14 protein-coding genes and 1 pseudogene are annotated in these 22,954 nt (G+C 73.6%); 5 read left to right on the plus strand and 10 right to left on the minus strand.

The features are described 5' to 3' along the window. Nucleotides 1-37: 37 nt before the first annotated feature. Nucleotides 38-2,920 (minus strand): helix-turn-helix transcriptional regulator, encoded by a 2,883-nt coding sequence (locus NDAS_RS22680; RefSeq protein ID WP_041552946.1) that lies wholly within the window; start codon nucleotides 2,918-2,920, stop codon nucleotides 38-40. 385 nt (nucleotides 2,921-3,305) lie between these two features. Here NDAS_RS22680 and NDAS_RS22685 point away from each other — a divergent pair, with 385 nt between their 5' ends. After that, the gene (locus NDAS_RS22685; protein ID WP_013155590.1) at nucleotides 3,306-4,478 is read left to right on the plus strand and encodes a carboxylate-amine ligase; all 1,173 of its coding nucleotides are present in this window, start codon (nucleotides 3,306-3,308) and stop codon (nucleotides 4,476-4,478) included. Nucleotides 4,479-4,734: 256 nt separating this feature from the next. Here NDAS_RS22685 and NDAS_RS28235 read toward each other — a convergent pair. Both NDAS_RS28235 and NDAS_RS22695 read right to left on the minus strand, forming a co-directional pair. Further along, nucleotides 4,735-5,798, minus strand: a pseudogene (locus NDAS_RS28235) (carbohydrate kinase family protein). Further along, nucleotides 5,795-7,078 carry an AGE family epimerase/isomerase gene (locus tag NDAS_RS22695; RefSeq protein ID WP_013155591.1) on the minus strand — a complete coding sequence of 428 codons (1,284 nt, stop codon included), beginning with the start codon at nucleotides 7,076-7,078 and terminating at the stop codon, nucleotides 5,795-5,797. Before NDAS_RS22695 ends, NDAS_RS28235 begins: the two are co-directional and overlap by 4 nt. A 270-nt stretch (nucleotides 7,079-7,348) precedes the next feature. Here NDAS_RS22695 and NDAS_RS22700 point away from each other — a divergent pair, with 270 nt between their 5' ends. After that, entirely contained in the window at nucleotides 7,349-8,188 is an 840-nt protein-coding gene (locus NDAS_RS22700) for an SDR family oxidoreductase (RefSeq protein ID WP_013155592.1), read from the plus strand. 10 nt (nucleotides 8,189-8,198) lie between these two features. On the opposite strand, the gene NDAS_RS22705 is transcribed toward NDAS_RS22700, so the two are convergent. From NDAS_RS22705 to putP, 5 genes are all read right to left on the minus strand, one after another. Beyond that, nucleotides 8,199-9,059, minus strand: coding sequence for an alpha/beta fold hydrolase (locus NDAS_RS22705; protein WP_013155593.1), 861 nt, complete (start codon nucleotides 9,057-9,059; stop codon nucleotides 8,199-8,201). A gap of 114 nt (nucleotides 9,060-9,173) precedes the next feature. Then, nucleotides 9,174-10,502, minus strand: a complete 1,329-nt coding sequence (locus NDAS_RS22710; protein ID WP_013155594.1) for an acyltransferase family protein — start codon at nucleotides 10,500-10,502, stop codon at nucleotides 9,174-9,176. Between the two features lie 694 nt (nucleotides 10,503-11,196). Further along, a complete protein-coding gene (gene nadE / locus NDAS_RS22715) occupies nucleotides 11,197-12,027 on the minus strand; it encodes an ammonia-dependent NAD(+) synthetase (protein WP_013155595.1) in 831 nt (276 codons plus the stop codon). A gap of 175 nt (nucleotides 12,028-12,202) precedes the next feature. After that, nucleotides 12,203-12,787, minus strand: a complete 585-nt coding sequence (locus NDAS_RS22720; protein WP_013155596.1) for a putative glycolipid-binding domain-containing protein — start codon at nucleotides 12,785-12,787, stop codon at nucleotides 12,203-12,205. Nucleotides 12,788-12,910: 123 nt separating this feature from the next. Further along, entirely contained in the window at nucleotides 12,911-14,473 is a 1,563-nt protein-coding gene (gene putP, locus NDAS_RS22725) for a sodium/proline symporter PutP (RefSeq protein WP_013155597.1), read from the minus strand. Nucleotides 14,474-14,911: 438 nt separating this feature from the next. Here putP and NDAS_RS22730 point away from each other — a divergent pair, with 438 nt between their 5' ends. Beyond that, the gene (locus tag NDAS_RS22730; RefSeq protein WP_232051604.1) at nucleotides 14,912-16,792 is read left to right on the plus strand and encodes a S1 family peptidase; all 1,881 of its coding nucleotides are present in this window, start codon (nucleotides 14,912-14,914) and stop codon (nucleotides 16,790-16,792) included. Nucleotides 16,793-17,060: 268 nt separating this feature from the next. Next, nucleotides 17,061-20,846: an FxSxx-COOH system tetratricopeptide repeat protein gene (fxsT, locus tag NDAS_RS22735; RefSeq protein ID WP_013155599.1), complete on the plus strand. Its 3,786-nt coding sequence runs from the start codon at nucleotides 17,061-17,063 to the stop codon at nucleotides 20,844-20,846. A 202-nt stretch (nucleotides 20,847-21,048) separates the two neighbouring features. Here the strand turns inward: fxsT and NDAS_RS22740 are convergent, their stop codons facing one another. After that, entirely contained in the window at nucleotides 21,049-21,264 is a 216-nt protein-coding gene (locus NDAS_RS22740; protein ID WP_013155600.1) for a DUF397 domain-containing protein, read from the minus strand. Nucleotides 21,265-21,410: 146 nt separating this feature from the next. Between NDAS_RS22740 and NDAS_RS22745 the strand changes: the two genes are divergently transcribed. Then, on the plus strand, nucleotides 21,411-21,731 hold the full coding sequence (locus NDAS_RS22745; RefSeq protein WP_019608803.1) for a CU044_2847 family protein: 321 nt from the start codon (nucleotides 21,411-21,413) through the stop codon (nucleotides 21,729-21,731). Nucleotides 21,732-21,836: 105 nt separating this feature from the next. Here NDAS_RS22745 and NDAS_RS22750 read toward each other — a convergent pair whose 3' ends face one another. Next, on the minus strand, nucleotides 21,837-22,919 hold the full coding sequence (locus tag NDAS_RS22750) for a ribonucleotide-diphosphate reductase subunit beta (protein WP_013155602.1): 1,083 nt from the start codon (nucleotides 22,917-22,919) through the stop codon (nucleotides 21,837-21,839). Between the last annotated feature and the right edge of the window lie 35 nt (nucleotides 22,920-22,954).

A 22,954-nucleotide genomic window follows, 5' to 3' on the forward strand; every position in this document is an offset into this window, starting at 1 on the left:
GGGGGTGTCCGGCGGCGCCTCGACCGTCGGCCCGGGGTCAGTTGAACAGGCGGGCCAGGTCCACGCGGGACCTGATGTTGAGCTTGCGGAAGATGCCGCGCAGGTGGTGCTCGACCGTGCGCGGGCTGATGAACATGTGGGCGGCCACCTCGCGGTTGGTGGCCCCCTCGGCGACCAGCCGGGCGATCTGCTGCTGTTGCGCGGTCAGCTCGCTGGTGGAGACGGGGTCGGGGCCGCGTTCGGCGGTCCCGATCGCGCGCAGCTCGGCGCGGGTCTGGCGCACCCACAGCCGCGCCCCGAAGCGTTCGAAGGACTCCAGCGCGTTGTACAGGTGCTCGCGGGCCCGGCCGGGCAGGCGGGCCCGGCGCAGGTGGGCGCCGAACAGCAGCTGGGTGCGCGCGTGCTCGACGTCGTCGTCGCCGCAGGCCCGGTGCAGGGCCAGCGCGTTCTCGAAGTGGTCGCATGCCTCGTCGCCCGCGGCCAGCAGGCCCGAGCCCCGGGCGGCCAGCGCCAGCGTGCTCGGGCTGCCCACCGACTCGGCCCAGCGCCGGTACCCGGCCAGGGAGGTGCGCGCCCACTCGGTCTCGCCCATGCGGGTCGCCGCCTCCACGAAGTGCGGGGCGGTGAGCAGCCGCATGGTGGGGTGGCCGTGCCCTGGGGCGGCGTGGACCAGGGCGCGCAGCCGGAAGAACGCCTCCGCGGCGTTGCCCCGGGACAGCTCCAGGACGGCCAGTGCCCACGCCGACAGGGCGGCGGCGAGGCCGAGGCTGTTCTCCCCCGCCTGGGCGGCGACCGCGCGCGCCCGGATGCGGCAGGTGTCCACGTCTCCCTGGATGGCGGCGATCATCGCCAGGGACGCCAGGTGCTGGGTGGCCCACACGGTCTGGCCGGTCTCGCGGGAGACCCGCAGGCCGGTCAGGGCGGTCCCCGCGGCCGAGGGGAAGCGCCCGCTCCAGAACTCGGAGAAGACCAGGAAGCCCAGCGCGGCGGGCAGGGTGGCCCGTTCGCCGCGCAGGCGGCCGACCTCGACGGCGCGCGAGGTCACCGAGCGCACGAACGGCGCGTCGCCCAGGCGCAGGCCGCTGATGCCCGCCCAGACCAGTTCGGAGGGCTTGGCGATCGCGGCCAGCCCGGTGGCCTCGCGCAGCAGCGGGGTGGAGCCGGGGTAGTCGCCGCGGAAGGAGACCGCGCACCCCTCCAGGAAGGACGCGACCATGCGCATCGGCGCCGGGTCGTCCGGGCCGACCAGGGGCAGGGCCAGTTCGGCGGCCCGGCCGTGGCGGACGGCGTCCCCGGCGAGGGAGGCGGCGTCGGCCGAGCGCACGAGGGCGCGCAGGGCCAGGAAGCGGTCGTGGGGGATGAGTTCGCGGCCTACGGTGAGCAGGCGTTCGGCGACGTCCATGGCGTTCTCGCCGCGCATGGCGATCTGGGCGTCGATGAGGTCGGAGGTCGCCCGCCGCCGGTCCGTCACCGCCAGGGGGCGCGCCCGCGCGAGCAGCCGGGTGGCGCGCGCCGAGCTCCCGGCCATGTAGGCCTCGTAGGAGGCCGTGTTCAGTCGGCAGGCGCGCTCGTCGGGGTCGGGGCACAGGTCGGCGGCGCGCTCGTAGGCGTGGGAGGCGGCGAGGCGGCCCTCGATCCGCTTGACGCGCCGGGCGGCGGCGGTGGCGGCTTCGGCGAGCCCGGCGTCGGGCGCGTCGGCCCCCGAGGCGGTGTGGCGGACGAACTCGGCGGGCGAGAGTTCGGGGTCGCAGGCGCGGGCCAGGGCCCGGTGCGCGGCGCGCAGTCGCCCGGCGGGGGCGTCCTGGGCGATGGCCTCGCGCGCCAGGGGGTCGGTGAAGACGACGGTGTCGCCCTCCACCCGCACCAGGCCGCGCTCCTCGGCGGGTTCGAGGTCGGTGACGGTCGGTCCGGGGCCGGTGGTGTTCGGTCCGGGTTCCTCGCAGGCCTCCAGCAGCCGGTGGACGCGGGGCTCGTCGCCGAGGGCGGCGAGCAGCAGCAGGCGGCGGGTCCGCTCGGGGAGATCGCGGTAGGGGGCGAGGAAGCCGGCGCGCAGGCGGCCGGGCAGGAGCGGCGGGGCGGGGAGGGGTTCCTCGCCCAGGAGCTGGGCCCGGGACAGCCCCCGCAGGAGGCCGAGGACGGCGGCGGGGTTGCCGTGGGCGGCGCGGACCAGGGCGGAGCGCACGGCGGAGGCCGGGGTGACCGGGGCCCTGTCGGTGAGGATGTCGTGGACCGCCCGCTCCTCCAGTGGCGCGAGCGGGAGTTCGGTGACACCGGGGACGAGGGCGTCGGGAGGGGGCTCGGCGTCGGCCTCGGGCACGCGGGCCCCGGCGGGCTTGCCGCGGCCCTCGCGCGCGGTGAGGACGGCGGCGACGGGGGTTCCGGCGAGGCGCCGCGCGACGAAGGCCAGGGCGTCCAGCGAGGGCGCGTCGAGCCGGTCGGCGTCGTCCACGCACAGCAGGAGGGGGCGGTCGGCCGCGGCGCGGGAGAGCAGTTCGACCAGGCCGGTGTAGAGGGCGAGCCGGTCGGCGTCGGCGACCGCTCCCCGGGTCAGGGCGTCGCGGAGCAGGCCGCGCCGGGGCTCGGGAAGGCGCTCGCTCTCCTCCGCGAGGGGGTGGAGGAGGCGCTGGAGCCCGGCCAGGGGCAGGTCCGCCTCGTCGGCGACCCCGTCCGCGCGGAGCACGGTGAAACCACCCGCGGACCCGCTCAGGTGCTCCAGGAGCGCCGTCTTGCCGCGCCCGGGGCCTCCGGAGAGGAGCAGGGAGGCGCCCCGGCGGGACCGCGCGTCGTCCAGGGCGTCGGAGAGGGCCCGCTGCTCCGTGTCGCGACCCCGGAGGCGGGTGACGGGGGGTTGTGTGTTCCTGCCAGTCACGTGCACACATTCGCACAGCGGGCCCCCGACGCGGCAGGTGCGGGCGACCACACTGGTCGTTTCACCGATGCTCACCCGGAGTCGCACGCGACGTGCGTGACGGGCCTGGGTTGGGGTACTCGCGGTACTCACGGGACGGGTGCGCGGGCAGGGCATCACGGTGCCCACCTGGGTTTCCGTGGTCGGGGGAAGTGACGGGGCTCACCCTTCCGGGGGGGTCCCGCGCCGCCCCGGCTCCCACGCGGGCCGGGAGCAGGGTTATCAAGCCGTAACGTGCGCGCAACGACACACCCGCGATACCGGCAAACGGGACAAAAGATCACATGGATAGCTTTTTATCTTCTTCAGGACACTGTCGCGACCGCCCCCGACGGGGATATCCAGTCCGGGACGCCCCGTGAGGGAGCGCCCCTACGGCAGGGAGGGACCGACGCCCATGGAGAACCGCTCCACGGCAGCACACGACACGCGGCGGCCGGTGTCCGCCGGCACCCGCACCGGCAACCGCACCGTGCCCCCGACCTTCGGCGTCGAGGAGGAGTTCTTCGTCGTCGACCCCGGCACCCGCCTCATCCTGTCGCGGGCGCCCGAGGTGCTCGCCAACACCCGCGTCCTGGGCGACCACCTGTGCGGTGAGTTCTCCCGCGCGCAGGTGGAGGCCAACAGCCCGGTGTGCGACGACGCGGGCGAGGCCCTGCGCTTCCTGCGCGCGGCGCGCGGGGAGCTGGACCGCGCCGCGGGCGCGGCCGGGCTCGCCGTCGTCGCCTCCGGCACCGCCGTCCTGGGCGATCCGGCCTCGGTGGGGACCAGTGAGGGGCGCCGCTACGCCGACATCACCGCGCACTTCGGCGCGCTGCGCGAGTCGCACGTGGTGTGCGGCTGCCACGTGCACGTGGGCGTCCCCGACCGGGAGACCGCCGTGGCCGTGGGCAACCACCTGCGCCGGTGGCTGCCGTTCCTGGTGGCGCTGTCGGCGAACTCGCCGTTCCACGCCGGACGCGACACCGGCTACTCCAGCTGGCGCACGGTCGCCTGGAACCGGCTGCCCTCGGCCGGCCCTCCCCCGTTCCTGCGCTCCCTGGCCGAGCACGAGCAGGCGGTGCGGGCGCTCTCCGACTCCGGGGCGATCCTGGACCGGCGGATGGTCTACTGGGACGTCCGCCTCTCCGACCACCTGCCCACGCTGGAGATCCGGGTGAGCGACGTGGCCGCCACCGCCGAGGAGGCGCTGCTGCTGGCCCTGCTGGTCCGCGGCCTGACCGGTCGCGCGCTCGCCGACGTGCTCTACGGGGTCCCCGCGCCCGCCATCCCCGACCAGGCGCTGCGGGCCGCCGTGTGGCGGGCCGCCCGGGACGGGTTGGAGGGCGTGGTGCCCGACCCGCTGACCGGTGAGGCGCTGCCCGGGCACGCGGCCGCCGAACGGCTGCTGCACGCCGCGATGCCCGGCCTGCTGGCCAACGGCGACGCCGACCTGGCCTCCTCGCTGCTCGACCGGGTGCGGGCGGCCGGGAGCGGGGCCGCCCGCCAGCGCGCGGTGTACGCCCGGCGGGGCAGACTCGCCGACGTGGTGGACCACCTCGTGGTCCAGACGAGGGAGGGCCTCGTCTGAGGAGGGCGGGCCGCCGTTGTCCACAGGGGTTACCGCCCGCCCCGGATCCGCGGTTTCCTGGATACGGGGGGTCCCCAGGGCCCTCCCACGTCGTGCTGCCCGCGTCCGGCCACCGGCTCCGGCAGCCCCGCCCGGCAACCGCTCCCGGAGGCCGCTCGGAGCGCCCGAAGGCGGCCGGGACCACCACTGCACCCCGGAACGCCCGAAGGCAGCCGGGACCACCGCTGCGCCCCGGAGCGCCCCAAGGCGGCCGGGGCTACCGCCGGGCCAGCTCCCCCGGGCTTCCCGGGTCCCCGGGGCTCCCGTCCACGCCCGCCACCTCGGCCATGGTGGGCGGGTTCGCCCCCTCCGGGTCACCGTGACCGCGGCGACCGAGACCGCGAACCCCAGCAGGGCCTCCAGGTCCGCCTCGTCCAGTCCGGCGAGGCGGGCCCGCGGGTCCTCCCCCAGCCGGTCGTGACGGTCCAGCCAGTTCAGCAGGGCGCCCATGAAGGAGTCGCCCGCGCCCACGGTGTCGGCCACCTCGGTCCTGGGCGCGGCCACCGCCACCTCCTCGCCCCGGCAGACCGCCAGGGCCCCGTCGGCGCCCATGGTCACCACCACCAGCACCGGGCCCAGCGCGGCGACGGCGTGGGCCGCCCGGACCGGGGACAGGTCCGGGTACAGGAACGCCAGGTCCTCGTCGCTCGCCTTCACCAGGTGCGCCTGCGCGGCGTGGCGCAGGGCCAGCGCCCGCGCGGTGACGGGGTCGCCGATGACGTCGTGGCGGATGTTGGGGTCCAGGGTGAGCGTCACCCGCCCGCGCCCGTGCTCGCGGCGCAGCATCGCCTCGATCAGGGTGGCGCCGGGCTCGCGGAACAGCGCTATCGACGCGGCGTGCAGCGCGCGGACCCCCGGTTCCAGCTCCTCGGGCAGCTCCCCCGTCCGCCAGCGCCAGTCGGCGGCGTCGTCCATGCGGAAGTCGTAGCGGGCCGACCCGTCCCGGCCGAGCGTGGCCAGGGCCAGCGCCGTCGGCTCCCGGGCCGGGAGCAGTCCCGCCGGGTCCAGCCCCTCCCCGAGCAGGCGCTCGCGGATCAGCTCGCCGAAGCCGTCCGCGCCGATCCGCGCGAGCAGCCGCGTGGGCGTGCCCAGCCGGGCCGCCGCCACCGCCGTGTTGGCCGGACCGCCGCCGGGCGCCGCCTTGAGCACGTCGGGGCCGTGGGACGTGGGCAATAGGTCCATGACGTTCTCGCCCACCACGACGAGGCGGGGGGAGGACCCGGCCCCCGCGGTCCCTCCGGCCGGGGCGCCCTGCGCGTCCCCTGTGTTGTCGGCGGTCACGCGTTTCCTCCGGAGTCGTGGTCGGTGCCGGGCAGGAGGGCGGCCGCGATGGAGGCCGACAGCCCGATCTGGGGCAGGAGTGCCGCCTGGTAGGCGTGGTAGACGTCCGGTTTGCCCGGCCACACGCTCGCGGCCGGGCGGTTGTCCGGGTCCAGTTCGTGGTGCCAGCTGCCGCGTTCGCGGTCCACGTGGTACCGGTCGGCGTAGGCCCACCAGCGTTCGTGCAGGTCGGCGTAGGTGGCCACGCCGGTGTGCTCCCCCAGCGCCCAGGCTGCCATGGCGGCCTCGGCCACCACCCAGTGCATGCGCTCGCGCACGACCGGCCGGTCCTGCCAGTCGAGGGTGTAGACGAACCCCTCGGCGCCGTCGACGGCCCAGCCGCGCCGGACGGCGTGGTCGAACAGCGCCTCGGCGTCGGTGCGCAGCCACGCGGGGACGGGGTCGCCCGCACGGCTCAGCGCGACCTCCAGGTGGACCAGCAGGCGCGCCCATTCGAGCAGGTGGCCGGTGGTGCTCCCGAAGGGCCGGAAGGGGTGGTCGGGCCGGTCCCGGTTGTAGTCCGGGACGGGCTTCCAGTCGGAGGTGAAGTGCTCGGGCAGGCGCCAGTCGTGCTCGGCGGCCACGCCGTGGATCAGGCGTTCGGCGACGGAGAGCGCGCGGCGGGCCCACACGGCGTCGCCGGTGGCGTCGGCCGCGGCCAGGAAGGCCTCCACGGCGTGCATGTTGCTGTTGGCGCCCCGGTAGTCCTCGGTGGCGGTCCACCCGCTGTCCCAGCTCTCGCGCAGGGCGCCCGCGGACTCCTCCCAGAAGCGCTCCTCGACGACCCGCAGCGCGTCGTCGAGCAGCTCACGCGCTCCCGGGCGACCGGCGAGGGTGGCGCTGGAGGCGGCCAGGACCACGAACGCGTGCTCGTAGGCCGACTTGCGCGGCAGCTCATGGGAGCGCTCCCGGGGAGTGTTCCCCCCGGTGTCGTCCGGCACCCGGTCGAACCAGCCGCCGTCCCGGGCGTCGCGCAGGGGGCCCGTCGCCAGGGACGCCACACCGTGGTCGGCCAGCCGTCCGGCGTCGGCCTCCCCCCGCAGGTGGGCCAGGGAGAACACGTGCGTCATCCGCGCGGTGATCCAGGCGGCGGCGGGCCGGTCCCGCTCCACACGCCCGTCCGCGTCGAGCCAGCCGAAGCCGTCGGACACGGCGGATCCCGCGGCGAAGCCGTACAGCCGCCGCTCCTCCTCGCGCAGCCACTCGGGCAGGCCCGGGGCCGGTCGTGTCGATGGTGTCAATCCACTGCCTCCTCAAGGCGTCGGTGAGCGGGTCCACGGTATCCCGCGAACTCGACACCGCGGTAGACCGGGGAGCCCGGTCAACAGAACACACCATCGTTCCCGGGACAGAACATTCCGGACACGCGGCTCCGGAGGGCACGCGGCTCCGGAGGAAGGCCGAAAAACCGGGTGCGCCGCCCCACCCCTTCTGCCAGAGTCGCCCCGGCACCGCCCGGACCCGCGGCGGGGCCGGCTCCCCGTCCGTCCACGGCAGAAGGCAGGCCCGCCATGGCCCACTCCGGCCCCTCCCCCGAACACCCCGGCCGGGACGCCCTGTCCCGCGACCCCCTGCCCCTGCGCGGCAGGACCGCCCTGGTCACCGGCGCGAGCAGGCGCGGCGGCATCGGCTACGCCGTCGCCCGCCGCCTCGCCGCGTACGGCGCCTCGGTGATGGTCCACCACCACCAGCCGCACGACGCGGAGCTGCCCTGGGGCAGCGACGACCTCACCGCCGTGCTCGACGGCGTGCGCGAGGTGCTCGGCGGCCCCGCCGCCCGCGTGGCCGACGTCGGCGCGGACATGGCCGACCCCGACGCGCCCCGGCGGGTGGTGGAGGCGACCGTGGCCGAGTTCGGGCACCTGGACGTCCTGGTGGCCAACCACGCGCGCAACGGCGGCGACGCGACGCTGGCCGAGGTGACCCTGGAGATGCTCGACGGGCACTGGGCGGTCGACGCCCGCGCGCCGATCCTGCTCGCCCAGGCCTTCGCGGCGCGGCACGACGGTCGCCCCGGCGGCCGGGTGCTGTTCATGACCTCCGGGCAGATCCGCGGGGCGATGCCCGGCGAGGTGGCGTACGCGTCGGCCAAGGCGGTCCTGGCCCAGATCACCCCGACCGTCGCCGCCGAGCTGGGCCCGCGCGGCATCACCGTGAACGCCGTCGACCCCGGCCCGGTGCAGACCGGCTACATCGACGGGGACCTCATGCGCCGCGTCCTGCCCGGCTTCCCGGCCGGGCGGGTGGGCCTGCCCGACGACCCGGCCAGGCTGCTGGCCTGGCTGACCACCGACGAGGCCTCGTGGGTGACCGGCCAGGTGATCAGCACCGACGGCGGTTTCAGCTGCTAGGGGTCCGGGCTCAGTCCGGGGGACCGGGTTTGGTCACCCGCCCGGCCGCGTTGCGCGCGGCGGCCTTGGCGCTCCCCAGGTCGGCGGCGCGGCAGGTCCACCGGACGTGCTCGGCGGCCGTGACCGGGTCGTCGGCCATGGGGATGTGCCCGCTGCCGATCAGCGAGACCATGCGCGCGTTGGGCACCCGGTGGTGGGCGTGCGCGGCGCTGGACGGCAGCAGCGTCCGGTCGCGGTCGCCCCAGGCGATGGTGACCGGGCACTCGATCGGCCGTGCCGTGAAGACGTACTCGGCGATGCGCGGCACGAGCCGGATGTAGGGCGAGCCCTGCTGGAGGCCCCGGACGCTGAACCGGGTCGCCTTGGCCTCGGGCGTCGAGGGGTCGCCGCGCAGCGCGATCCGCGCGGCCGTCCTGGCCGGGGCGGTGTTGGCCAGGCGCTCCTTGACCGGCATCGGGACGCGCGCGGCCAGGCGGGAGAGCGCGCCGACCCCGCGTATCGCGCACCGGGCGAGCCTGTCGGAGAACCCCGCCGGGGAGAACACCGTCACGGACGCGGCCAGCCCCCGGACCCCCAGTTCGAGGGCGATCGATCCGCCGAGCGAGTTGCCCGCCAGGTGCGGGCGCTCCAGCCCGTGCAGGCGGCAGAACGCCTCGATGTCGTCGGTCAGGGTGAGGACGTCGTAGGGCTCGTCGGGGCCGGGCCCCGGTGAGGCGCCGAACCCCGGCAGGTCCACGCAGACGACGCGGTAGTCGGCGGAGAGCCGCCGCATCACGGCGGTCCAGCTCTGGCGGCGGTCCCCGAGTCCGTGGAGGAGGACCAGGGGGCGGCCGCTCCCCCGTTCTTCGAAGGCGATACGTGTCGGGTCCATGTCCTTCGGTCTACCCGATACGGGGACCGGTAGCGCCCCTGGCTCGCGGGCACCGGGGCGTGCGGCCGGGCCGGGCGCCGCGAACGGGGGCGCCCCGGCCCGGCCGCGAGGCGGTCAGCTCCTCCGGGGAGCCCGAGTCAGCACCACGCCCGACAGCACCGCGAGCAGTCCGAGCACCGGTCCCATGCCGAGCCCCAGGCCGGACACCGTCAGCAGCAGCATCCCGCCGCCGACCAGCGCCGCGGCGGCCAGGACGCGGACCATGCCCGGGGAACCGCTCAGCACCTTCGGCGGGTTCTCGAACCGCACCGCCCAGTGCGCCAGCGGCACGATCAGGGGCACCAGGACCACCAGCCCCAGCACGCCCCACAACACCCACAGGCCCGTCAGCGGCTCGGGGGTGTCGATCCCCAGGCCGAACACCAGCACGCCCGCCACCACGCTGAGCGGCAGCATGTGCCACAGGTAGACCGTCATCAGCTGCGGGCAGATCCGGTCCAGCAGACGCGCCGGGCCCGGGCGCTCGGACCAGGCGCTGATCCGCTCGCGCAGCAGCACCGCGACGCCGATCTGCAGCGCGCCCATGGCGGCGAGCACCAGGGTGGGCGGGGACACGTTGGAGGACTCCGTGGCGAACACGCCCGTCATGTTGAGCGAGTAGGGGCCGAACGTCGTCAGGGCCAGCGCGGCGGCCGCGCCGCCCGCCACCATCCCCGCGGCGTAGCGCAGGCGGATCGTCCCCGTCGCGTAGCGGAACCCCAGCTGGTGCACGCCCAGCCACACGAAGGCCACGTTGAGGTAGCCGACCCAGTCCGCGCCGGTGGAGAAGCGGGTCAGGTCCACGGCCGCGGCGGCGGCCAGCAGGGCGATCGGGACCCACCAGCCGAAGAGCTCCTGGGCCCGGAACAGCAGCGGGGTGGACACGACCACCAGCACGTACACGGCGAGGAACCACAGCACCATGCCCGCGGCCTCGGCGCCCACCAGGACGGCCTGGGCCGGTGCGCCGCCCAGGACCAGCAGGTGGGAGGCGACGATCCACAGGGCCGCCAGCGGCACCACCGGCCAGGCGAGTCTGCGCAGTCTGCGCGCGAACCAGTCCGAGGCGGACATGCCCCGGCCCGAGGCCGAGCGCCAGCTGATCAGGTTGGCCGCGCCCCCGACGAAGAAGATCAGCGGCATGACCTGGACGACCCACGTCAGCACGAAGCCGCCCTCGGTGGACAGGACGCTGCCCGCCTCGAGGGACCCGGGCTCGTGGACGAGGACCGGCAGCCACCAGTGCTGCATGACCACCAGGGCCATCACGAACAGCCGGATGACGTCCAGGAACCTGTCCCTGCCCGCCCCGGGCCGCGGTGTCCGCGGAGAGGGCAGGAGGACGGTACTGGAGGCGTACGCCGACGACGTGCCTCCGCCTTCGTTCTCGACGGTCACGGTCATCGGTCGCTCCTTGGTCTACCCCGTACGCGTGTGCGTCCCCGGACGCGGTGGTGCGCGGGGGGCCGTGTGGCCGGGATCAGGGGGTGGCGACGCGTTCTCGAACGCGCCCGGTGGCGTGGCCGCGTCAGCTCAACTGTCGGCGACGCGTGGTAAACGAGAGTAGGTCCGGCCGGGTGGTGGCCGCGATGGATCTGGCGCCCCTCTCCGAGGGGCGGTTGGCCCGACCATGGAAGGTGGTGCCTGCACCACCGCGCGTCAGCGCACAGCGGATCGGGGACCGTTCTCCCCCGGGCGGAGGGCGCGGAAGCGCCGAACGTGCTCCGGGAAGTCCGAGGGAGTTCCCGCACACGGTACCCCGCGAGACGGCGTGCACGAAACCCTTGGGGAAGGTCCGTGTGCGGAGACGGAACAGCTGTCCGGAGCGGTCGGGCCGTGCGGCACCGGCGTGAGGACCCCGGGCACGAGCGGAAACGGCGGCTGGGGCGTCAGCGGAGCCGACACCCTGAGCGGAGGCGGGACCGGCGCCCCGTGCGGGCCCGCTCCGGCCCTGTGACCGGGAAGTCCACCGGCCCGGCCGCGTACGCCGTGGTCTTGTACCCGCGGCGGGTCCGGAGCGTCGAACCCCGCTGCGGGTACAGGACCACCGCGGGTCAGAACCCCTCGCGTCACACAGGCGACGTTTCCGGTCGCGGTGTCAGGGAGCGGTGGGCAGCGCGCGCTTGTGGGCGGTGACGCGGTACCGGTCGACCAGCGCGGTCTCCACGTGCCCGGGCACCGGCAGGCCCTCCAGGAAGTCGTCGATCTGGTCGTAGGTCAGGCCGAGCGCCTCCTCGTCCGGCTTCTGCGGGGAGAGCGTCTCCAGGTCGGCGGTGGGCACCTTGCGCACCAGGTCCTCCGGAGCGCCCAGCTCGGCGGCGACCGCGCGCACCCGGCGCTTGGTCAGCCCGGTCAGCGGCACGAGGTCCGCGCCGCCGTCGCCGTACTTGGTGAAGAAGCCGGTGACCGCCTCGGCCGCGTGGTCGGTGCCGACCACCAGTCCGCGCAGGCCGCCCGCGACCGCGTACTGGGCGATCATCCGCTGCCGCGCCTTGACGTTGCCGAGGACGAAGTCCGCCGAGGACTCGCTGGCGTAGGTCATCCCGGCGGCGGCCAGGGAGTCGGCCATGGCGTCGCTGGCGGGCCCGACGTCCACGGTGAGGCAGCGCTCGGGGGCCGTGAACTCGACGGAGCGGGCCGCGTCCTCCTCGTCCTTCTGCTCGCCGTAGGGCAGTCGCATGGCGACGTACTCGCACTCGTGTCCGTTCTCGCGGGCCCGGTCCACCGCCAGGCGGCACAGGCGTCCGGCCGTGAGCGAGTCCACGCCGCCGCTGATGCCCAGGACCAGCGCGGTGGAGCCGGTGCTGATCAGCCGCTCGGCGAGGAAGGCCACACGGCGTTCGATCTCGACGCGCGCGTCGAAGTGCTCGGGCACTGCGAGGTCGCGGATGATCTCGCGACGGGCCTGGCTCAGCTCGGTGTCGGTCACTGCGGTCCCCCGTGGGTGTGGTGCGTGTGCCCGCCGATTATCGCCTGTCCCGTGTTCGGGGACGAGTCCGGGGAGCGTCCGGGACCGGAAGCGGCGGTGGAGGGGCGCGGTCTCGGAGCCGGGGGAAGGGAACGCAGGGCGGGCGGAGAGGGGCTGCGCGGGGCCCGGGGCGGCCTCAGGTGTCCGTGCGCAGGCGGCGGGCGAAGCGCTCGTAGTCGACGACCACGCCGTCGCCGTCCACCGACAGCCGGTACTCGCCGTGCAGGGGGTCGCGGTAGGTGTAGCGCTCCAGGCCGTCCTCGGCGGGGTGGCGGGTGTAGCGCTGCCTGACCCGGCGCACGCGCAGGGAGGGGATGTCGATCCAGACCACCGCGATGTCGCGGTACTCGCCCGGGCGCAGGCCGAGGCGGCGGATGGGCAGGGTGTTGGTGAGCGGGGTGGCGGCGACGTCCACGTCCAGGCAGCCCACCAGTCCGGGCAGGGGGACGCCGTCGGGTCCGGTCCAGTGGCCTCCGTGGGCGTCGAGCGTGACCGACTCCAGGCCCTGGGAGGAGAGGACCTCGGCGTACACCCGCCGGGTCGTCCACGCCAGGTCGGTGCGGACGCTGAAACGGGTGAAGAACCGCTCCTCGCCCACGACGACGGTCTCCCCGGCCTCCAGGCGGTAGCCGTCGGGCTCGGGGAGGAGCGCGCCCAGCCCGAGCCCCTCGGGGACGTCGGTCCGGGCCCACACGGCCGGGTGTTCCGTCAGTGACGACATGTCACCGTTCTACCGTTCCGGGGTCGGGCGCGCCAGAGCGGCCCTGGGGCCCGCACCGCGGACTCGGCGGGGCGGGGAGGCCGGGGCGGTCACCGCCCCGGCCGTCGCCGGTACGGCCGCCGGTCAGACCCGTGCGGCCTCTCCCGGGGCGGAGCCGGTCCCGCGGATCTCCGCCTCGACCCGGTCGAAGTCGCTCTCCATCTGCGGGGTGACCCTGGCCAGGCCGTTGAAGACGAGGATGGCGGCGACGCTGAGGACCACGGCCGGGACCATGGCGTACAGGCCGGTGCCGAAGAAGTTGGCGTCGAGGACGTCCCACACGATCGCGGTGGTGCCGCCCGCGATCATGCCCGCGAGCGCGCCGGACCAGCTCATGCGCTTCCAGAACACGGAGAGCACCAGGATCGGGCCGAAGCCCGCGCCGAACCCGGCCCAGGCGTAGCCGACCAGGTCCATCACCGACTGGTCGCCCCACAGGGCGATGGCCGCGGCGCCGAGGGCGACGGCGACCACGGTGACGCGGCTGATCCACAGCAGCCTCCCGGGGTCGGCGTCGCGGTCCACGAAGGCCCGGTAGCCGTCCTCGGTGAGCGCGGACGCGGCGACCAGCAGCTGGGAGTCGGCGGTGCTCATGACGGCGGCGAGGATGGCGGCGAGCAGCAGACCGGCGACCAGCGGGTGGGTCAGGGCCTCGATCAGGAGCGGGAAGACCTGCTCGGAGTTCTCCAGCGGGGTGTCGAAGTAGGCGACGCCGATGAAGCCGACCAGCACGGCCAGGGCCATGGCGGTGACCGCCCAGACCACGCTGATGACGGCGGCCTTGGGGATGTCGCGGACCGAGCGGATGCCCATGTAGCGGGACAGGATGTGCGGCTGGCCGAAGTAGCCGAAGCCCCAGGCCAGGCCGGAGACGATGACCACCCAGCCGAGGGTGTCGGTGCTCACCCACTGGCCGAGCTCGGCGTCCAGGGCGGTGCCGCCTACGGCCGACAGCAGCCCGTCGCTCTTGTCGGACACGCCCTCGGTCAGCCCGGCGAAACCGCCGAGCGCGGTGACCGCCATGACGGGGACGGCCAGCAGGGCGATCCACATCATCGCCGCCTGCACCACGTCGGTGTAGGACACCGCGAGGAAGCCGCCGAGCACGGTGTAGAGCACCACGATGCCCACGCCGATGGCGATGGCGGGGCCCGGGCTCAGTCCGAAGACCTGGTCGAACAGGGCGGCCATGGCGACGAGCCCGGAGGCGACGTAGAAGAAGTAGAAGACGATGATGAGCACCGCCGACACCCCGCGCAGCAGCCGTGTGGGGTCGTTGAAGCGGTTCTCTAGAAAGGAGGAGAGGGTCAGGGAGTCGGAGTCGCCCCCCGAGCGGGCGTCGGTCACGCGCTCGGTGTACACGCGCAGGCGGGGCGCGAGGAGGATCCAGCTTCCGGCGAAGCCGCAGGCCAGGCCGACCGCGATCCAGGCCTCGCCCAGACCGGAGACGTAGATGGCGCCGGGCAGTCCGAGCAGCAGCCACCCGCTGAAGTCGCTGGCGTTGGCGCTCAGACCCGCCACCCAGCTGTTGAGCTGTCTGCCGCCGAGCACGAAGTCCGACTGCGAGACAGTGAGCTTGTAGGCCCACAGGCCGATGGCCACCATGGCGGCGAGGTAGACGCCGAAGGTCGCGACGGACCAGAGCATGGACTCGTCCAAGACCCTGCCCTCCCTTCTCCTGAGCGCGCGGGCACGAGCCTTACGCGCTGTTCGTGGATATTGCGGGGGATCATTGCCCCGTGTCCGGCAAGTCACAACACCCGTGCGTGGAACAACACCGCTTTGAGACCTCGGCGAGTCCTCCGCCGAGAGCCGCCGCCCGCCGGACCGCGCCCGGGTACTGGTGTTCGTCGGATCGCGTAGAGGCGGGCGGCCCTCCCGTTCCGAACCTTTTGTGACGCGCGTCACGAACGCCTCGGGTGCCGGAGCCCGTGCGCCCCGGTCCCCACGTGGAGATCCATGATCCCCTTCCGTCACACGGAACACTCGCGGCACTCTGTTCCCGGCGCTCCGGCGCCTCCTGGTTCACCGCTGTCCGAGGGGGAACTGTTCCGGGCAAAGTGGATGTCAGAGAGGTCCCCGAACGTGGCCACCCCCCATACCCCGCGCGGCCTACAGCCCAACGAGCCGTCATGGCAGATGCGGGTGCTCGACCAGTACGGCACCGTGGGCGGTGCCGTGCTCCTGTCCCCCGGCCTCCTGGTCACGTGCGCGCACGTCGTCAACGCCGCGCTCGGCCTCCACGGGGAGAAGGAGGAGCACCCGGGCCCGCTCGCCACCGTGCGCCTGCGGTCCTTCGACGACCGGGTGTGGGAGGCCTCCGTCGACACCCGGCTGTGGTCGGCGGGCCCCGACAGCCGCGACCTGGCCGTGCTGAGGCTGCGGGACGCGGGCCCCGACACCTCCTTCCCCGTGCTGCGGGAGTGCGCGAGCCTGGAGCCGCAGCAGCCCCTGTACACGGCGGGCTACCCGGAGGGCATGCGTTCCCTCCAGGCCCCGCTCGTCTGCCAGGGGCCCGGCGGGCCCACCGGGGTCACCCACCAGGTCGAGACCCCCACCTCACAGCCGGTGCGGATCACCGGCGGGTTCAGCGGCTGCGCCGTGCGCACCGGGACGGGCGAGCTGGTGGGGATCATGCAGAAGACCCACCACTACGTCTGGAACGACCCCGACCGGCCCTCCGGCATCGCGTTCATCCTCCCGGTGGAGGAGCTCGTCGGCGAGCGCGACGACGGCGAGGTCGTCTCCGCGCAGCGCCTGGCCGACGAGTCCCTGTGCGGCAGGGAGGCCTACGACAGGCTGCACGACCTGCTGGACTCGGTCCCCCTGGACGCTGTCCCGCCGGAGGACCTGCTGAGCCCCGCCGAGGCGCGCAAGGCCAGGCGGCACGGCGCGGGCACGACCGCCTGGCGGGTCCTCACCGCGCTGTGGGACCTGGTCCCGCCCGTCGGCGAGCCGCCGCCCCGGGTCGCCTGGGTGCACCACGTCTACCAGGAGATCCGGCACCAGCGGCCGCTCCCGCCCGCGGTGTGGTCCTGGATCCGGCAGGAGGCCGGGCCGATGGGGCGCGACTGGGAGGAGGCCCTGACCCGTGACCGGGACCGGCGGCTGCTCCGGCGCAGGGAGCCGGACGCGCCCGCGGCGCCCTCCGGCCACCGCGACGAGCGTCCGCCCGACACGGTGGTGCTCTTCGAGCTGGAGCCGGTGACCGGCGGCTACCGGCTCTCGCACCGGATCGCCCACCGGGGCGAGAGGGACGATCCGCTGCCCCAGGGCACGAGGCTGGTCGGCGAACCGCAGATCTGCGACGAGATCGCCGACCTCATGGGCGAGGCCACCATGCAGAGGCTGGTCACGCCCAACGAGGAGTCGCTGCGGCTGCGCGTCCTGCTGCCCAGGGACCTGCTGCACCTGAACCCGGGCCAGGCCAGCCCCCACCGCGACCTGCTGGAGTACGCGCCGCCGCTGTGCACCATGTACGAGATCGTGTACCACGTCCGCGAGCGGGTGCGGTTACCGCACTACCTGGGGGTTCCCCCCGACAGGTGGCGCCTGCGCTGCGAACGGCAGACGGCCAGCCCCCTGGTGGAGGACCGCAACGTGCTCGCCTCCTGGAAACAGGAGGTGAGCGAGGTGGCGATCGCCCTCTCCGACCAGAACGTGACCGTGTGCGTCACCGACTCCGACAACAGCGATGTGGAGCACGTCTACGACTCCGCCCTCTACTGGGGAATTCCCACCATCATCAGGGGGCCCAGAAAGGCGGTGACCGCCTTCCTTGAGGAACTCCTGGACCGGGAACCCGATTCGCGGGTGCGCATCTCCGGACTCGCCCGCCACCTGCGTGACAGCGCGAGAAGGAGTTCGCAGGCCAGGGAGATCGCGATCATTCATGACATCTTCGGCGACGCCCTCCTCCAGGAGACGCCCGGGGAGCCCGCGGGCCCTGAGAGACCGGGCGTCTGAGGGATCATGGAAGGAGTCCCCGACCGGACGGCCCGCTGCGCGCCGAACGTCCGCCCACCCGGGACGCCACGATTTCCGGCGTTCCCCAGGAGAGAAAATCCCGGGAGGAGAAAACCGCTGGCAGCGGACCTATCGGCACCGAGGCTGCGCCTTTCTTGGTTAGGATCGTTCTGGTCGGGCGGCTACGCCGGGGAAAAACTCACCGGCGCCCCCGGGGGACGCGGTTCACCGAACCGGATACAAAGTCCACTATGAGGACGAAAACGACATGGATGAACTGTCGCACAGGTATCGCAACGTACTCGACAACCTGACAGGCGGACCGTCCCGCCTGGCCGTCCTCGTCGACTCCTCCCCCCTGATGGGCCTGCACACGGCCGGCGTCGCGGCCCTGACCGGGGAGGCCGAGCGGGCGGGGGCCACGGTCGTCCGCTTCCACCCCGGCCACGCCGTGCACGCGCCGCAGCTCGGCGGCGCCGAGGCGGCCGTCCTCGTCACCGACACCCTGGACCGGAGCTGGCGCCAGCCGAGGCTGCGCGCCTGGATCGCCGAACTCGCCGCCCGGCTCCCCACCGCCGTCCTGCACCTCCTGGACCGCTCCGTGTGGCCGGAGGGCCCGCTCACGCCGCGACCGATGCGCATGACGGCCCCGTTCCCCGCCTCCCCCGCCTCGTGGGCCTTCGCGCGCGCCCCGGACGAGGCCTCCGCCCCCGGCCTCCCTGCGGACGCGGCGGTGCTGCCGGTTCTGGAGTGCGAGCCGGAGGCCCTCGCGGAGTGGGCCTCGGTGGTGGACGGCCGACCGGGCGCGTGGGAGGCCGACGTGTGCGTCCTCCCGCCCGGCGGCGCGCGCCCGCCCAGCGCCGTCCCCTGGGAACCCGACCCGGTGTCGCGCTTCCTGTCCCACGCCTCGCGCGGGGCCCGCGAGCTCGCGGTACGCCTCACCCAGGCGCCCGTCAACCTCCCCGTCGCGGAGCTGATCCAGCGCAACATCCCCCACGCGCCCCGCGACGGACGCCTCGCCGTCACCGAGATCGCCGAGGTCTTCGGCGGCGAGCTGATGGACCCGACTCTGCCGCCCGGCGACCTGCACGACCCGGCCGCCACCGCCCTGGAGTTCCTGCCCGGGGTCCGCAGGGACCTGCTCGGCAGGTTCGGCGACCTCAGCGTCATGCGGTCGGTGTACTACTCGCTGGGCATCGAGTTCAAGGACTCCGCACGGATCTACCAGTGGCTGGCCCGGATCGAGACCGGAGCCCCCCTCGTGCCCTCGCTCGACGGGGAGGAGGGCCTGGCCGCGGCCGTGCTCCCCGCGCTGTCCGAGATGCCCGGCGAGTACCGCCGCTTCGCCGGGCACCTGCGCGCCGCGCTGGAGGGGGACTCCGCCCCCGCGGTCCCGGGCGGCGCCACCGCTCCCTCCGCCACCGACCGCCGCACGCCCGCCGCCCCCCGAGAGGAACCGAGTCCGACCGTGACCGACACCCGCGCCTCCGAGACCGAATCCGCCCCCTCGGAGCCCACCATCCCGCGCTCCCGGAGGCGCCAGTCCCGGACCCGGCCCCTGGCCAAGCTCCGCGGCGTGCCTCCGCACAACCTCAACTTCACGGGGCGCGAGAAGATCCTCGAACGCGTCCACGGTCTGCTGGAGGAGTCCTCGGGCGGGATCTACCTGCTGTCGGGCGGGGGCGGCATCGGCAAGACCCAGATCGCCACCGAGTACGCGCACCGGTACCGGGACAGCTACGACCTGATCTGGTGGGTCCCCGCCAACAGCCCCGCCGACATCCAGCAGTCCTACATGCACCTGGCCCGGCACCTGGGCCTGGCCGAGGACGGCGGCAACCTGGAGAAGACCGCCCAGCGCGTCCGGGACGTGCTGGAGAGCGACCCCGAGGTGGGGCGCTGGCTCCTCATCCTGGACGACGTCTCCAACCTGGACCAGCTGGGTGGGGGCGAACTTCCGACCGACGGCCCCGGCGACATCATCATCACCTCCCGCGACCAGAGCTGGATCCCCAGCGGGCGCAGCGAGGGTTCGGTCGTGCCGAGCCTGACCCCGCAGGAGAGCGTCGCGCTGCTCCGCAAGGTCTGCCCCCAGGGGCTGGAGGACGACGATGACGCCCTCCGGATCGCCGAGCGCCTGGAGCACCTGCCCCTGGCGCTGGCGCAGGTCGGCGCCTACCTGCGCGACTCCCTGATGAGCGTCGAGGACTTCCTCCAGCTGATCCAGGACAAGTTCGACGACCTGGTCACGCACGTGGAGTCGGAGGACCTGTACCCCCTGCCGCTGGCCGCCGCCTGGAACATGCAGCTCGACGACCTGAGGCGCGGCACCGGGGGCGACCGCGCGCTCAAGCGGATGGTCCGCGAGTTCGTCCAGCTGTGCTCGTTCTTCGGCCCCCGCCCGCTGGCGCGCACCCTCTTCCACCGGGCCCGGGGCCTGAGCGCCAACCCCGAGCTGGCGCAGATCCTGGGCAACGAGATGGCCCTGTCCCGGGTGCTGCGCTACGTGAGCAGGCACAGCCTCGCCGAGTTCGACCGGTCCAAGCACACCTTCCAGATGCACGTCACCTTCCAGACCGTCGTGCAGAGCACGCTCGGCGACGAGGAGCGGGTGCGCTACCGGGACCTGGCCCACCGCCTGCTGGCGCAGAGCGACCCCCTCGGCCCCGAGCTGCCGCAGAACTGGCCCGAGTACCAGCTGCTGCTGACCCACGTGACCGCCTCCGAGGCGTGGCGCAGCCACGACCCGCAGGTCCGCGGCCTCGTCCACAACGTGATCGTGTACCTGGTGGAGACGGGCAACGACGACGCGACGCTGGAGCTGGCGGACCGCGCCATCGAGGCCTGGTACGACGACATCCCGCAGCGGTTCCAGGTCCAGCTGCTGCGCGCCAGGGTCCTGCGCCTGCGGGGCGACAACGAGGTCGCCCTCGCCGAGGCGGAGCGGATGTACGCCGAGCAGTCGGAGCTGGAGGGCCCCGAGAGCGAGGAGGCCCTGGAGGCGCGGCGGGCCCGGGCCATCGCGCTGAGCAACCTCGGCCACTACGACGAGGCCCTGGCCATGTTCGAGGACATCCACCGGACCAGGACCGCGCTGTTCACCGAGGACGACGAGAACACCCTGGTCATCGCGCACGACATCGGGGACTGCCTGCGCCGTCTGGGCCGCTTCCAGGACGCCCTGGACCTGGACCGCCGCACCCTCGAACAGCGCAAGTACCTGTTCGGGTCGAACGGCATCCCGACCCTGCGCTCCCGGCTGTCGGTCGGACTCGGCCTCATGGCCCTCGGACACCTGGAGGAGGCCCGGGAGGCCCTGGAGGACTGCCAGCGGCGCTTCGAGGCCACCGAGGCGGACGCCAGCGCGCACACCTCGGAGATCCCGATCTTCCTCTCCGTGGTCAACCGCAGGCTCGGCGCCCACGGGTCGGCCCTGGAACTGTCCCAGCGGGCAGTGGACGCCAACACCTCGCGCCACCGGCCGCACTCCCGGGTGACACTGCACGTCAACAGCATCCACATGGTGAACCTGGCCTTCGCCGAGCGGGTGGCCGAGGCCAAGAGCCTGGCCGACGACCTCCTGGAGCACATGGACGCCGTGTACTCCGGCCGCCACCTCTTCCCGTGGGCCTCACGGGCCAACGCGGCGATCGTGCTGCGGATGGCGGGCGAGTACGAGCGGGCGTACGCGCTCGACGTCGAGGCCCGGCAGGAGATCCTGCGGCTCTTCCCGGACGCGCGGATCACCGTCGCCGCGGTCGAGGTGAACCTGGGCAGCGACCTGTTCGCCCTGGGGCGGCTCAAGGAGGCCCGGGCCCAGGACGCGGCCAGTGTGGAGCTGTGCCGGGAGGTCCTCGGCGAGCACAACCTCTTCCTGACCACCGCCCGGCGCAACCTGCTGATCAGCCGCCGGGCACTGGGCGAGGACGTCCGGGAGGAGTGGGCGGCCCTGCGCGACCACTACACCGCCCGGTTCGGCCCGGACCACCGGTTCGTGACCACGATGGCGGAGTACGCCCGGCTGGACACCGACATCGTCCCGGTCCGGACCTGAGGCCAGAGACCACCGCGCGGCACCCCGGACCGCTCTCCGGGGTGCCGGGACGTGCCTGAACACGGTGCCGTCAGGGCGTCGGCGCGCCCCGGGGAGAGGCGGGGAATCCCTTTCCCGTGTCCGGGCCGGGAGGGAAAGGGGAGTCGGGGAACGGCGCCCCCTTTGCCGTCCCGGAAATATCCGGGACCGGTTTCCGGGGTTCTCAGGACAGGGACGCCAGCAGCGACAGCCACTCGCCGGCGCCGAACCGCAGCGTGTGCCCGTCCGGATGGTGGGAGTCGCGGAACAGGATCCGGCCCGGTTCCCCCAGGGAGGCCTCGCAGCACGAACCCGCGTCCGAAGACATCGACGACTTGCGCCACCCGGTACCGTCGCGTCCGTCGCGCCAGCGGGCACGCGCGTCGTTTCGCCCGGTCATAACTGGTTCGCCCCACCGTTTCCTCCGCACGGACGGCAGCGGAATCTCGTCTTTTGCGGACACTTCCCAGTATTTTACTTTCCGAGCTCTCCCACAGGAATAGCTTTACCCCTCGCCAAGGAACGTATGAGGTCAAAGTGAACAAAGTGATCGACTTCGTCACCGACGACGGCACCGTGGTCAGTATCGAGTCCGTACCCGCCCGGCGGGAGGGGGCCGCCAACGTCTCCAGGAGGTCCGAGGAGGCCACCGGCGACAGGCGGCTCGACGACGTCCTGCTGCGGATCCGCAAGGTCGCCGAGGCGGTGTCCGGGCAGTTGCGGGAACTGTCCTCCTCCTCGCTCGCCCCCTCCGAGACCGAGGTGGAGTTCGGGGTGAGCGTGACCGCCGAGGCCGGGGCCGTGGTCGTCAAGGGGAGCGCGGAGGCCACCTTCAACGTCAGGATGACCTGGTCGGACAAGGGCTGAGCGCACACGGCGGTGGCCCGGGTCGCGCGCCACGACCCGGGCCACCGCCGGTGGGGAGGAAGCCCTCCGGCCCCTGCGGTCCCGGTCAGGGGACCCAGGGCCCCACTAGTCCCAGTCCAGGCCGCCGCCGGTCTGGTACTCGATGACGCGGGTCTCGAAGAAGTTCTTCTCCTTCTGGAGGTCCATCATCTCGCTCATCCACGGGAACGGGTTCTCCGTCTCACCGAAGATGGGCGCCAGGCCGATCTGCTCGGCGCGGCGGTCGGTGATGAAGTGCATGTACTTCTCGCACAGCTCCGCGTTGAGGCCGAGCACGCCGCGCGGCATGGTCTCGCGGCCGTAGGCCACCTCCAGCTCGCAGGCCTCGGTGAGCATCTGCCGGACCTCGGCCTGGAACTCCTCGCTCCACAGGTGCGGGTTCTCGATCTTGATCTGGTTGATCACGTCGATGCCGAAGTTCAGGTGGATCGACTCGTCGCGCAGGATGTACTGGTACTGCTCGGCGATGCCGACCATCTTGTTGCGGCGGCCCAGCGACAGGATCTGCGCGAAGCCGGTGTAGAACCACATGCCCTCGAAGATCACGTAGAAGGCCACGAGGTCGCGCAGGAAGGCCTGGTCGGCCTCCGGGGTGCCCGTGCGGAACTCGGGGTTCTCCAGGTTCTGCGTGTACTTGAGCGCCCAGGCGTCCTTGGCGGTGATCGAGGGGACCTCGCGGTACATGTTGAAGAGCTCGCCCTCGTCCAGGCCGAGGCTCTCGCAGATGTACTGGAAGGTGTGGGTGTGCACCGCCTCCTCGAAGGCCTGGCGCAGCAGGTACTGGCGGCACTCGGGGTTGGTGAGCTGCCGGTACACGGCCAGCACGATGTTGTTGGCCACCAGCGACTCGGCGGTGGCGAAGAAGCCGAGGTTGCGCTTGAGCATGAGGCGCTCGTCCTCGGTCAGCCCGTCCCTGGACTTCCACAGCGCGATGTCGGCCTGCATGGCGACCTCGGTGGGCATCCAGTGGTTGTTGCAGCCCGCGAGGTACTTCTCCCACGCCCACGTGTACTTGAGGGGGAGCAGCTGGTTGACGTCGGCGCGGGCGTTGATCATCGCCTTGTCGTCGACGTTGACGCGCTCGGCGTCGCGCTCGATCTCACCGAGGCCGCTGGTGGCGCTCGCGCTGTTCTCGGAAACTGCGGTCATGCTGGGGTTTTTTCCGTTCTCCGGACGTACCGGAA

Origin of the sequence: Nocardiopsis dassonvillei subsp. dassonvillei DSM 43111 (assembly GCF_000092985.1) — a bacterium.
GTDB lineage: Bacteria > Actinomycetota > Actinomycetes > Streptosporangiales > Streptosporangiaceae > Nocardiopsis > Nocardiopsis dassonvillei.

What these genes read in the sequence shown, in the direction of transcription:
- NDAS_RS22685 (WP_013155590.1), top strand. Translation starts at nt 3,306, where the DNA reads ATGGAGAACCGCTCCACGGCAGCACACGACACGCGGCGGCCGGTGTCC.
- NDAS_RS22700 (WP_013155592.1), top strand. Translation starts at nt 7,349, where the DNA reads ATGGCCCACTCCGGCCCCTCCCCCGAACACCCCGGCCGGGACGCCCTG.
- NDAS_RS22705 (WP_013155593.1), bottom strand. Translation starts at nt 9,059, where the DNA reads ATGGACCCGACACGTATCGCCTTCGAAGAACGGGGGAGCGGCCGCCCC.
- NDAS_RS22710 (WP_013155594.1), bottom strand. Translation starts at nt 10,502, where the DNA reads ATGACCGTGACCGTCGAGAACGAAGGCGGAGGCACGTCGTCGGCGTAC.
- NDAS_RS22720 (WP_013155596.1), bottom strand. Translation starts at nt 12,787, where the DNA reads ATGTCGTCACTGACGGAACACCCGGCCGTGTGGGCCCGGACCGACGTC.
- putP (WP_013155597.1), bottom strand. Translation starts at nt 14,473, where the DNA reads ATGCTCTGGTCCGTCGCGACCTTCGGCGTCTACCTCGCCGCCATGGTG.
- fxsT (WP_013155599.1), top strand. Translation starts at nt 17,061, where the DNA reads ATGGATGAACTGTCGCACAGGTATCGCAACGTACTCGACAACCTGACA.
- NDAS_RS22740 (WP_013155600.1), bottom strand. Translation starts at nt 21,264, where the DNA reads ATGACCGGGCGAAACGACGCGCGTGCCCGCTGGCGCGACGGACGCGAC.
- NDAS_RS22750 (WP_013155602.1), bottom strand. Translation starts at nt 22,919, where the DNA reads ATGACCGCAGTTTCCGAGAACAGCGCGAGCGCCACCAGCGGCCTCGGT.